This window comes from Nostoc sp. (genome assembly GCF_036917155.1).
Lineage (GTDB): Bacteria > Cyanobacteriota > Cyanobacteriia > Cyanobacteriales > Nostocaceae > Nostoc.
Genome location: NZ_JBALDZ010000027.1, coordinates 58,050 through 70,362 on the forward strand (window position 1 = coordinate 58,050; position 12,313 = coordinate 70,362).

The 12,313-nt window shown below is 44.0% G+C and carries 10 protein-coding genes; 5 read left to right on the forward strand and 5 right to left on the reverse strand.

Annotated elements, in window-relative coordinates:
* Positions 1 to 79: 79 nt before the first annotated feature.
* A complete protein-coding gene (gene eno, locus V7K67_RS04540) occupies positions 80 to 1,369 on the forward strand; it encodes a phosphopyruvate hydratase (protein WP_334731072.1) in 1,290 nt (429 codons plus the stop codon).
* 164 nt (positions 1,370 to 1,533) lie between these two features.
* Here eno and argC read toward each other — a convergent pair whose 3' ends face one another.
* Positions 1,534 to 2,592 carry an N-acetyl-gamma-glutamyl-phosphate reductase gene (gene argC, locus V7K67_RS04545; RefSeq protein ID WP_335165396.1) on the reverse strand — a complete coding sequence of 353 codons (1,059 nt, stop codon included), beginning with the start codon at positions 2,590 to 2,592 and terminating at the stop codon, positions 1,534 to 1,536.
* A gap of 432 nt (positions 2,593 to 3,024) precedes the next feature.
* Between argC and ribBA the strand changes: the two genes are divergently transcribed.
* Entirely contained in the window at positions 3,025 to 4,698 is a 1,674-nt protein-coding gene (ribBA, locus tag V7K67_RS04550; RefSeq protein ID WP_334731074.1) for a bifunctional 3,4-dihydroxy-2-butanone-4-phosphate synthase/GTP cyclohydrolase II, read from the forward strand.
* A 267-nt stretch (positions 4,699 to 4,965) separates the two neighbouring features.
* Here the strand turns inward: ribBA and V7K67_RS04555 are convergent, their stop codons facing one another.
* Positions 4,966 to 6,705, reverse strand: coding sequence for a diflavin flavoprotein (locus tag V7K67_RS04555; RefSeq protein ID WP_334731075.1), 1,740 nt, complete (start codon positions 6,703 to 6,705; stop codon positions 4,966 to 4,968).
* A gap of 173 nt (positions 6,706 to 6,878) precedes the next feature.
* Entirely contained in the window at positions 6,879 to 8,603 is a 1,725-nt protein-coding gene (locus V7K67_RS04560) for a diflavin flavoprotein (protein WP_334731076.1), read from the reverse strand.
* A 135-nt stretch (positions 8,604 to 8,738) separates the two neighbouring features.
* Between V7K67_RS04560 and V7K67_RS04565 the strand changes: the two genes are divergently transcribed.
* Genes V7K67_RS04565 through V7K67_RS04575 form a run of 3 tightly spaced genes read left to right on the forward strand, consistent with a single transcriptional unit; the run spans position 8,739 to position 10,519 of the window.
* Entirely contained in the window at positions 8,739 to 9,566 is an 828-nt protein-coding gene (locus tag V7K67_RS04565) for a pantothenate kinase (RefSeq protein WP_335165398.1), read from the forward strand.
* Between the two features lie 57 nt (positions 9,567 to 9,623).
* Positions 9,624 to 10,046: a hypothetical protein gene (locus V7K67_RS04570; protein ID WP_335165400.1), complete on the forward strand. Its 423-nt coding sequence runs from the start codon at positions 9,624 to 9,626 to the stop codon at positions 10,044 to 10,046.
* Between the two features lie 8 nt (positions 10,047 to 10,054).
* A complete protein-coding gene (locus V7K67_RS04575) occupies positions 10,055 to 10,519 on the forward strand; it encodes a type II toxin-antitoxin system VapC family toxin (protein ID WP_335150215.1) in 465 nt (154 codons plus the stop codon).
* Here the strand turns inward: V7K67_RS04575 and V7K67_RS04580 are convergent.
* Positions 10,511 to 11,353, reverse strand: a complete 843-nt coding sequence (locus tag V7K67_RS04580; protein WP_334731079.1) for an alpha/beta fold hydrolase — start codon at positions 11,351 to 11,353, stop codon at positions 10,511 to 10,513. The two genes, V7K67_RS04575 and V7K67_RS04580, sit on opposite strands and share 9 nt — an antisense overlap.
* A gap of 194 nt (positions 11,354 to 11,547) precedes the next feature.
* A complete protein-coding gene (locus V7K67_RS04585; RefSeq protein ID WP_334731080.1) occupies positions 11,548 to 12,042 on the reverse strand; it encodes an NUDIX hydrolase in 495 nt (164 codons plus the stop codon).
* Between the last annotated feature and the right edge of the window lie 271 nt (positions 12,043 to 12,313).

The window sequence follows — 12,313 nt, forward strand, 5'->3', positions numbered from 1 at the left end:
TCTTAACCGCCTATGCTAACGATTGGGTTAGGCAACTGGACTGGATGCGTAACACACTCGAATAAAGGATAAAGTACAGATGAGTAAATTTCTAGATACTGCCATTGAGGCGATCGCAGCCCGTGAAATTCTTGATTCACGCGGTAGACCGACAATTGAAGCCGAAGTGCATTTAGCCAACGGTGTTGTCGGACTGGCGCAGGTTCCCAGTGGTGCCTCCACTGGCACTTTTGAGGCTCACGAACTGCGTGATGGCGATAAAAGCCGTTACGGGGGCAAAGGTGTACTCAAGGCAGTACAAAACGTCAAAGAAGCACTTGCACCGCAATTGGTAGGCTTGGATGTCCTCAACCAAGAACTGCTAGACCGCACAATGATCGCGATAGATGGTTCTGCTAACAAATCCAATTTGGGCGCTAATGCGATTTTGGGGGTTTCTTTAGCAGCTGCTAAAGCTGGTGCCGAATCTCTAGAAATTCCTCTATATCGCTATTTGGGTGGCCCTTTAGCGAATTTGCTACCAGTGCCGTTGATGAACGTGATTAACGGTGGCGCACACGCCTCAAATAACGTGGATTTTCAAGAGTTTATGATTGTCCCAATTGGCGCAACTTCCTTTCGGGAAGCATTGCGCTGGGGTGCAGAGGTGTTTGCTACTCTTAGTCAGGTATTAGATGAAAAGGGTTTGCTTACTGGTGTGGGCGATGAAGGTGGTTTTGCCCCTAATTTAGAGTCCAATCAAGTAGCTTTGGAATTGCTGGTTGCTGCCATTAAGAAAGCTGGTTATAAGCCAGGGGAAGAAGTCGCTTTGGCGTTGGATGTAGCGGCTAGCGAATTTTACAAGAATGGTCAGTATGTTTACGATGGTAAACCTCACGCCCCGGCTGAGTTTATTGATTATTTAGGACAACTAGTTGACCAATATCCAATTGTGTCAATTGAGGATGGCTTGCACGAAGAAGATTGGCAAAGTTGGCAATTACTCACCCAGAAGTTAGGTTCGCGGGTGCAGTTAGTAGGGGATGATTTGTTTGTTACCAATGCCACCCGCTTACAAAGAGGCATCCAAGAAAAAGCTGCTAATGCCATTTTGATTAAACTCAATCAAATTGGTTCACTTACCGAAACCTTAGAAACGATTGATTTGGCGACTCGCAACAGTATCCGTTCAGTAATTAGCCATCGTTCTGGTGAAACCGAAGACACAACGATCGCTGATTTAGCTGTAGCAACCCGTGCCGGTCAAATCAAAACAGGTTCTCTGTGTCGCAGCGAACGCGTAGCAAAATATAATCGCTTGCTGCGAATTGAAGATCAATTAGGCGATCGCGCCGTTTATGCTGGTGCTGTGGGGTTAGGGCCGAAGTAGAGAGAGTTAGGAGTTAGGAGTTAGGAGTTAGGAGTTAGGAGTTAGGAGTTAGGAGTTAGGAGTTAGGAGTTAGGAGTTAGGAGTTTTTAATTCATAACTAATCACTCATCACTCCTAACTCCTAACTGATTTCCACTCCTAACTGATTTCCACTCCTAACTGATTTACGGATAAAACCCCAACTTCGGCAACCCCAAGGTTTCATCCCAGCCCATCATCAGGTTTAGACACTGAATCGCTTGTCCCGCCTGTCCTTTAATTAGATTGTCAATTGCTGACATGACAATTACGCGACCTGTGCGCGGGTCAACTTCTACACCGATGTAACAAAGATTGCTGCCGTTAGCCCATTTGGTTTGGGGGTAAATACCGCTACCACAGACTTTTACCCAAGGAGAGTTACGGTAGAAGGCTGAGAAAATTGTGATTAAGTCATCTCGCACTAGACCAGGATCGCTCATTTTGGCATATACCGTTGCCAAAATCCCGCGTACCATTGGGATCAGGTGCGGTGTAAATTGAATCATGAGTTCGTGACCAGCTAAGTCACTGCAAATTTGCTCAATTTCTGGGGTATGACGGTGACGACCGACGTTGAAAGCTGCTATCGAGTTGTCTGCTTCAGCTAGTAATAAGTTGGTTTGAGGCTGTCGTCCACTGCTAGATGTGCCGGACTTGGCATCGATAATAGCTGTTTCTGGTACGATTAAGCCTTGCTTTAAGAGTGGCGAAAGTGCAAGGAGACTAGCAGTGGGATAGGAACCAGGACAGCCAACGAGTTGAGCTTCGGCAATGCGATCGCGATAAAGTTCTGGTAATCCATAAATTGCTGTTGCTGCAATTGTGCGATCGCTTCTCTCAATGCCATACCAATTTGTATAAGTTGTCAAATTACTAAACCGATAGTCTGCACTCAAATCTATGACTTTACATCCTTTTTCCAACAGTTTCGGCGCGATTTGGCAAGCCAGACCATTTGGTAAAGACAGGAAAACTACTTCACAGCGGTGAGCAATTATTTCTGGTTCTACAGCCTCTATTAGCAGGTTAGTTGCATGAGCTAGATGCGGGTAGAGATCCCCGAAGGATTTCCCGATACTACTCTCACCACCTAAATAAACCAGTTCGACTTCTGCATGATCCATCAGTAGTCGTACTAACTGTACTCCGCCATAGCCCGACGCGCCAACAATCCCAACGGGTACGCGTCTAAATTTGCCCATGATCTGAAATCCTTATCCCATGAATGGTTAATTCGTTCTCAGCTATCAACAATATCAGCGACTAGACGCGTAGCACACAAAATGCCCCAAACGGGGGGATGGGGGAGCAGGAGGAGATGGGGGAGATGGGGGAGCAGGAGGAGATGGGGGGGATGGGGGAGATGGGGGAGATGAGGGAGCAGGGGGAACAGAGGAAGTAAATTCTTCCTCATCCCCCTCATCCCCCTCATCCCCCTCATCCCCCTCATCCCCCTCATCCCCCTCATCCCCCTCATCCTTTACTGTCGCTGCACTTTATCCCTACTTTTAATGACAAAAATTCTTGTCATGCGATCAAATTATTGCTAGTCTACTTCTCTGCCTTATAAAGGAGCTACAATCTAAAAGGAGAAATTGTAAAAAAAATTTACGTTTATAGCTGGAAATCTTTCTGTGTCACAGCCTAATACTACCCAAGCTTTTAAATTTGATTCGATTGATGCCGCCTTAGCAGACCTAAAAGCTGGTCGCGTCATTGTAGTGGTAGATGATGAAAATAGAGAAAATGAAGGCGACTTGATTTGTGCTGCCCAATTTGCCACACCCGACACGATTAATTTCATGGCGGTGGAAGCGAGAGGATTGATTTGTTTGGCAATGACAGGCGATCGCCTAGACGAGCTAGACTTACCTTTGATGGTAAGCAACATTACAGATACTAACCAAACTGCCTTCACTGTCAGTATTGATGCCGGGCCAGAATTAGGTGTAACCACAGGCATCTCAGCTGAAGACCGCGCCCGCACTATCCAGGTTACTCTCAATCCAGCCACGAAACCCACCGATTTACGTCGTCCTGGTCATATTTTTCCCATTCGGGCTAAGACTGGAGGTGTACTCAAACGCGCAGGGCATACGGAAGCGGCTGTGGACTTATCTCGACTAGCAGGGCTATACCCAGCTGGGGTAATTTGTGAAATTCAAAACCCCGATGGTTCAATGGCGCGGTTACAGCAATTAGTTGAATATGCTAAACGTCACAATTTAAAAATTATTAGTATTGCGGATTTAATCAGTTATCGCCTACAGCACGATCGCCTAGTGTATCGTGAGGTGATTACCAAGCTGCCTAGTCAATTTGGCCAGTTTGAAATTTACGCCTATCGCCATACTTTAGATAATACAGAACACGTTGCAATTGTCAAGGGCGATCCAGCTAACTTCAAAGATGAGGCAGTAATGGTGCGGATGCACTCAGAATGCTTAACTGGTGATGCTTTGGGTTCTTTGCGCTGCGACTGTCGGATGCAGTTGCAAGCTGCACTGAAAATGATTGAGGCTGCTGGTCAAGGTGTAGTTGTATACCTACGCCAAGAAGGGCGGGGAATCGGCTTGATTAACAAGCTGAAAGCCTACTCATTACAGGATATGGGGCTGGATACAGTAGAGGCAAATGAGCGTTTAGGATTTCCCGCTGACTTGCGAGACTACGGAATGGGGGCACAAATGCTCATGGACTTGGGCATCAAAAAGATTCGCTTGATTACCAATAATCCCCGTAAAATTGCTGGAGTCAAGGGCTATGGATTGGAAGTAGTCGATCGCTTACCATTGTTAATTGAGGCAACCGAGTACAATTCCTATTATCTGGCGACAAAGGCGAAAAAGCTGGGTCACATGCTGTTACAGACTTATTTAGTAACAGTAGCAATCCACTGGCAAGATGACCCGGAAGCTGTGACGGAACGCTATGAACGCTTAGAAAAACTGCGACACTTAGCAAGAAGTAATGATTTATTCTTGCAAGAAGAAGCGCGTCCCTTAGCGATCGCTATATTTGACGAGCCATCTTTAACAGTACACTTGGGTTTGGATCAGCCAAAAGTTGCTAGCTGTGATTGGTATCGCCAAGATGGTCATCCTTATGTACAAGCGGTCTTTCAAATTCTGGATAACCTCGCTACTTTGCCATACATCCAAAAACTAGAATTTCTGATTTCTTCTGGTTGCGATCCTTTGAGTAATTTACAAGTCCAACTAGATCGGCAGATATTCACCGATGGTACACTGCCTTCATCGATTAGCGATCGTTTGGAGACACAGCAAATTTACAGCTTTAGCAAATAGCCACGCACCAGGTCATGTTTTTTGTTGCTTGCGGCATCGATTCAATCAATGCCCTTAGGAACGTGGATTAAATTAAGATGCAAAACTTCATCCTGTCTCTAGAGCGCCGGTCAACTAATATATGTTGATAAAAACGTCATTACGTGTGTATGGTCAAAACGCCTATTGATGGCTAAATTTTGAGGTCTAGTTTTTAGCGATCGCATCTCAAACCAAAGAAACGCCGCCCTTCCTCAGAATAATTAATAACCAATGCCCAATGCCCAATTAATAATGAGTTGCCGACTTGCGATGATGCACGGCTGTAACGCCATCAGTATCTAACAATTTGCCACTCTCGACAGTCGCATAAACTAGCCAATGGTCGCCAGACTCCATCCGGTTTTGTACGGAACATTCAAGATATGCTAGGGCATCCGTAAGTATGGGAGAACCGCTTTCAGTTTCTTGAGTGGCGACATCAGCAAATCGGTCTTGTCCTGGACCAAAAGGTTTGAGGAAGTGCTTCATCAATCCCAAATGATTCCCTTCTTTAAGAATATTGAGGACAAATTTGTTTCCTGTATGTGTCAGTGTTTCTACTGCGCGGTCTTTGGCGACGGCGATAGTTAAACCAGGTGGACTAAAGCTAGCTTGAGATACCCAAGAAGCTAACATGGCACTGGAGCGATCGCCTTCTTTTGCTGTCAAAACACAAAGAGAACCGACAATGCGCCCAACTGCTTGTTCTACAGTTGTTGCAGGTTGACTTGGCGATAGCGAAGCGCTGCTGCGAAGCGCAGGACGCACTTTTCTTGCTTTCTTCAGTGCTTGGGCAAAGTCAGTTCCAGCTTCTTCACACAATTGCAGGGTAGCATCGTCGGGTTTGAATTTGACGCGGATGGTGTCAAAACCAAACCGATAGCCAGCATCTTTTAATTTACTCTCAATTAAATCAACTGCTTCCCCACTCCAGCCAAAGGAACCAAAAGCAGCAGCGAGTTTATTGTTAGTAGCGGTGGATAGCACAATTCCTAAAGCTGTTTGCACGGGTGTCGGTGCATGACCGCCGAGGGTAGGAGAACCGATGATGAAACCAGCAGATTTTTCCACAGCCGCACGGATTTCTTCTGGTTCAGTAAATTCGCAGTTAATTGATTCTACAGCGACACCAGCTTTTGTAATGCCACGAGCGATCGCTTGGGCTAATGTGGCTGTATTCCCATAAGCTGAAGCATAAATTAACGCCACTGTCAAGTCAGCAGATGTTTGCTGTTGACTCCATTCCCGATAAGCTTTAGTCAGTTCAATTAAACCATAGCGCACCAAAGGCCCATGCCCATTGGCATACATTCTCACGGGAAAATCGACAAGTTTATCCAGCGCTGTTTCAACTTGACGGGCGTGGGGAGCCATGAGGCAATCAAAATAATAGCGCCGATCCTCGTTATATACTTCCCAACCTTCATCAAATACCTGATCTCCACAAACATGGGCCCCAAATAACTTATCTGTGTACAGAATTTCTGTTTGCGGATCGTAGGTGCAAAGTTGATCTGCATAGCGAGGATTGGGGGTGGGAATAAATTGTAAATTATGCCCGTTACCCAAATCTAGAGTTTCTTCACCCCGCATTACAAGAATTTGCAAATCTGGATTTTCCAGCGCCGCACGTAAATTTATCGCCCCTGGATTAGAACACACGAAGGTGATTTGCGGGGCAATTTCCAACAAAGCTTTTAAAGTTGTAGCTCGGTTAGGATTTACGTGTCCCAAAATTACATAATCTAAATCTTCAAAATGGAAACGTTGCTGTAAAGCTTCTAAATAAATTTGCGTAAACGTTTCCCCTGGAGGATCGATAATGGCAGTTTTATCGCTTTCGATTAAATAAGAGTTAGCAGTTGTACCCCTAGCAAGAGCGTATTCAATTTCAAATCTGAGCCTTGACCAACTGCGCGATCGCAGTATTCTTGTATCTGTAGCTATTGGATAAACTTGAACATCACGGGGTTTATTTTGTGACATAGGGAGTAGGGAGTAGGGAGTAGGGAGTAGGGAGTGGGGAGTAGGGAATAATAAGTCGGAATCACCACTCCGTATTCCCTTTTTTAGTAATGCTTTCTGACATAACTTTTGGGGGAATGGGCAATAAGAAGTAGGAAACACCACTCCCTACTCCCTACTCCCCACTCCCCCTTTTAATAGTGGTTTCCGACTTTACGGTGATGCACAGCAGTCAAAGCTTCTGGTTTAGAAACCCGTCCGGCGTAGACTGTGCTGTATACTGCCCAGTGGTCGCCACAATCCATTCTACTGGTGACTTCGCACTCCATGTAGGCAAGGGCGTCGTTGAGGATGGGGGCACCATTTTCGGCTGGCTGGGTTCTCACACCTTCAAAACGATCTGCACCAGGGGCGAACCGCTTCAAAAAGTGCTTCATGAGTGGTTGGAAATTGCCTTCTTCTAAGATGTTGAGAACAAAGCGATCGCCTACCTGCATAAGTGATTCAATTGCCCGATCTTTGGCTACTGCAATGGAAAATCCCAAGGGTTTAAAGCTGGCTTGAGCAACCCAGGAGGCTAACATGGCACTGGATACATCGCCTTTTTTGGCAGTGATGATATATAACCCACCGCTAATTCTACCTAATGCTTTATCTAAGTCAGCACCAAGAGATTTCATGGCTTTGATGCTGCGATCGCGTGTTACCCATTGAGCTAAGTCTGTACCCGCTTCTTCACACAGCTTGTAAGTATTTTCCGTAGGTGTTTCTTTAATCCGAATCGCTGGAAAAACTGTTGTCAAACCCAAATTGCGGAATTTACTCACCAAAGGATCTATCGGTTCATCATCGCCACCGCCAGTTTCAAATACGCCGATGGCTTGCTTTTCTTTAGCAGATCCTAAAACTGTGCTGAGTGCAGCTTGAATACTCGCAGCACCAGAAGCCGGAGGTAGACCAACGATTAGTCCAGCACAGCGGCTAACTAGTTCCCGCAGTTCTTGTAAATCGACTTCAGACCCCAAATCGACGATTTCCACGGCAACACCAGTTTTACCGATACCATTGGCAATTGCTTGGGCGAGGCGATCGCTATATCCGTATTCGGAAACGTAAAATATTCCAACTGCTGTTTCTGGCTTGGCTTGGGTTTGGCTCCAAGTGCGGTAACGTCCAACTAGTTCTTCAACATTGTGAGATAACAGTGGCCCGTGTCCTGTGGCAATCATGCCGATGGTTTTCAGTTCCGCCATCCGCTTCAGGGCAGACAGAACTGAGCGTGCATTTGGCCCCATCAAGCAATCGTAGTAGTAATGAAAGTCTTCTTCGATCGCTGCCAAGTTTTCATCAAAGGTGCTATCTGAGCAGTAGTGTAGCCCAAAGGCATCGCAGGTGTAGAGAACTTTGGTTTTGTGGTCAAAGCTGAAGATGGTATCGGGCCAATGTAAATTTGGGGCAATCACGAATTCAAATTCATGACCATTACCCAAATCTAAGCGATCGCCATTTTTCACAATTCGCCGTTTAAATGGCTGATGTACCAAATCCTCAAGAAACTGAATTGCCACTTTAGAACCGACAACGGTTATTTCTGGAGCCATAAGCAGCAAATCTTTAACTAAACCGCTATGGTCTGGCTCGGTGTGGCTGATAATCAAATAATCTATTTCTTTTGGGTTAATTAATCCCGTGAGTGTATCAAAATATAGTTGACGAAACTTTTCGTGGGAGGTATCAACTAAGGCAGTCTGCTCCCCGCGAATGATAAACGAGTTATAAGTAGTACCGTTTTGCAGACCAAACTCAATATCGAAGCGATCGCGATCCCAATCCAAAGAGCGAATAGCCGTCGTCTCTTGAGCGATTTCCACCTGCTGTATGGTGAGCCGTTTTTCAGTTTTTTTGGTGAGCGCTACCATAACTCCCCTCCTTAATACAATGAGTATTTCTTCCTCTTATTTTATTCTGACACGGCTTGAATGTTAACTTTTATTAAAAAACCTATAGCTTACTTAAAAAAGTTAAAAGTGTGAAACCGCAGAGGGATTGGGGAGATGAGGGAAGTTTGGCTAGCATTAGAAATTGGGAACTCTCGGCTACATTGGGCGTTGTTTATTGGCAAAAAGCTTTACTCAGCTTGGGATAGCGACCATCTAGCTGAGTCTGGCATACAACAGTTAGCTAAATGTCAAACCCTGGATCATTTACTACTGGCAATTTCTCCACCCTATCAGAAAATTAGGGTAGAAAATACTTCCTCATCCCCCTCATCCCCCCCTCCCCTCCTCCTCGCCTCCGTAGTTCCCAGCCAAACTGCTATTTGGCAAACTTACCCAAATACTCGCGTTATTACATTAGAGCAAGTACCACTCAAAAATGTTTATCCCACGCTGGGAATTGACCGCGCTTTAGCTTTGTGGGGTGCGGGGAAAACTTGGGGTTTTCCCATGTTGGTAATTGATGCTGGTACAGCGCTGACTTTTACCGCTGCGGATGCTAATGAGTCTCTAGTTGGAGGTGCAATTTTGCCAGGACTAGGTTTACAATTTGCAAGTCTCGGTCAACAAACAGGACAATTACCATTTGTAGAAACGCGAAAATTCGCATCTCTACCACCACGTTTTGCACTTAATACTACAGAAGCAATTCAAAGTGGAGTAATTTACACAGTATTAGCCGGAATTAAAGATTTTATTAAGGCGTGGTGGCAGTTATTTCCTGATGGTAAGATTGCAATTAAAGGGGGCGATCGCACTTTATTAGTCAACTATCTACAAGTCTTATATCCTGAAATTGCAGCAGGTTGGATTGTAGAACCCAATTTAATTTTTTGGGGAATGCGCGAAATAGTAATGGATGATAGCACAGATGGAATAAAATGAAGAGAGAAGTTTACCCATAGTGAAGTTATGCCCAAAGCATCATCGCTTTATGTAATTATGCAACAACTCGCTGCCCTTTCTTTAGTGGATCTTTTCAAAGTTAGGGCAATAATCAATGCGTTGATTGAGGAAAAATCTTCTCCACTGTCCAATATTTTGAGTGTTGGAAGCTATCAAAGAGCAATATCTGTTTCTAGTGAAACGAAAGACATTGATATCGCTGCTGTATCCTCCCCTGTGATTCCGGGGTCGAGTATAAGAGGTCAGATCAGATCCGCTATTTTCTCAGGAAACTTAGAACACATTAATTTAGATGAATATCAAGTTGTCCAATTTTCTAAATCGGAAGCAAAAGGGGATGACTCCTTAGAAAGGGTAATAGAACTGGTTGACGAATGGATGGCTGATGAATCTGGATACGATGAGCAAACATACCCACAGATTGAGACAGCTTTGAACCAAAATCAGTTATCACTATAAAAACTTAGATGGGTAGAGCTATATTGCTAGACACTCATCCTTTGAGTCAAGTAACACATCCAAAAGTAAACCAAAAAGTCCAACAGTGGTTGAAATCTTTACAGAAAACTGAAACTGTTATACGTGTGCCAGAAATAGCCGATTATGAGCTTCGGCGTGAACTATTGAGACAAGGAAAACAGAAGAGTATAGATCACCTCAATAAACTTAGTCAAATTTGTCTTATACCACTGACTCCCGAAACAATGCGAAAAGCAGCCGAATTATGGGCATGGGTACGAAACCAGGGGAAGCCTACAGCAAGCAATGAAAGTTTGGATGGTGATGTAATTCTTGCTGCTCAAGCAATTCTCCAATTAAAGAGTTTTGATCAAGTCATAGTTGTGACAACAAACTTGAAACACATATCACGGTTTGAGAGCGAAGGAATATGTGTAGTGGATTGGCAGCAAACTCTTAATGAGCTAGTTTAATTCGTTGAAATTATGGCTTTTTAAAATACCTTCAATAAACTCCCGAATCTCCATCGCCACAACCCCAGCAGAAGATTCTGGTAAATCATTTCCAGCATGGGCAATCATTTTTAACTCTACTTTCGGCATCAGTTGAGCATAAACCCGACTTTTGGCTAAAGCATCTGGTGTATCTTGACCACCTTGTAAAATAAAAACTGGGGCATCTATCATATAAAGCCGCTTTTGCACTAATTCCGCCTCAATTTCTACTTGTCGCCGTTTGAAAAGTAACTGACAAGCTATGGGGAAACGCGACAATTCCTGACGTAATTGCAAATCCTGGGCAATTTTTTCATGCCAACCCAGAACTTTAGTTAAGGGAATTAGCGATCGCAACAATTTAACTATTAGTGGTGGATAATTCAATAATCGCCGCATCTTCCGGCAATGCTGTTCTTGTCCTGCTATCTCGACACCCTCTGGTGCTAGCAATACCACACCTTCAACTTTCTCTGGATACTTTAAAGCATAGCTAGCAGCAACCCAACCACCAAGAGAATGCCCCACTAAATATACTTTTTCTAGCTTGACAGCTTGCAAAAACTCAGCTAGACACTCAACTTGTAAATCTATCGAATGGTGGATATTCGGATTCTCTGATTCACCAAACCCTAATAAATCAGGTGCAAAACAATGAAAATCTTGTGCAAGAGACTCCATCACAGATAACCATTGACTGCTCTCATTCCAAGCACCATGTAAAAAAATTATAGGAGTTTTTTCACCGACTTCACGCCAGAATATTAGCCCTTGAGAAAGCTTTCTCCGGGAGTTACGGAATAGTGTATCCATTTTAATTTAGTAGTTAACTTTTAGCACCATAATAAATAGTCATTAGTCATTGGTCATTGGTTATTAGTTTTGGACAAATTACAAAGAGAGAAGTTTGAGCCGTTCGCGCAGCCTCTTGTAGAAAAGAGATGCTTCTTTAGATCATAACTTTGGCAGCAAATGACAAAGGACTAATGACTAATGACCAAGGATTATTATGCCAATGTTGTCAAGCCCTTCAAGTAGTCTTGCAACTGCCGAGTATGGTCGTGAGACATCTGTTCTGAAGGTAGGAAACTGGGAGAGAAAGCTTGGATTTCCATAACTTCCAAAGTATCCTTAATTTCCATTGTCCCATGCACCTCGGCTTCAACCACAATACAAATTGAATGGATTCTGGGATCGCGGTCTGGTGCAGAGTAAACTCCTACCAAACGGTTAATTTTCACTAAGTCTAGCCCAGTTTCCTCCATCAATTCCCGGCGGACTGTATTGGGAATATCTTCTCCCCAATCCACTATTCCTCCAGGCAATGCCCAAAGACCATCGTCACGCCGCCGGATCAGTACTATTCGACCATCAGGTAAAATTGGGATGATACTAGTGCCAGTAATGGGATGACGAAATATTATACCCAGTACTGTTTGTCCAATACGCCATAAGCTACGTGTGGACTCTACAGCTGCCGGAAAAAAAGCAATAACGTTCAATCTTCAAATTTTTTGTGTTGTATTCTATAGTTCCCTGCCACTTACATAGACTCAACTAATAAAATTTTGGTTGAGTTTTGTTTTATACAAAAATGTTTGTGGCTTGAAATTTTATTCTCACGATTTACGTAGAATATTATTGATTCTAACATCAAGTTTCAAGAGAAGCACTGTATTTATATAGGAATCCTATTTGATTTTTGAAAAAACTCCGTACATTTTAAGAGTGGCAAAATCAAAGGTAGTGTGTCGAATAAACCATTCAAACATC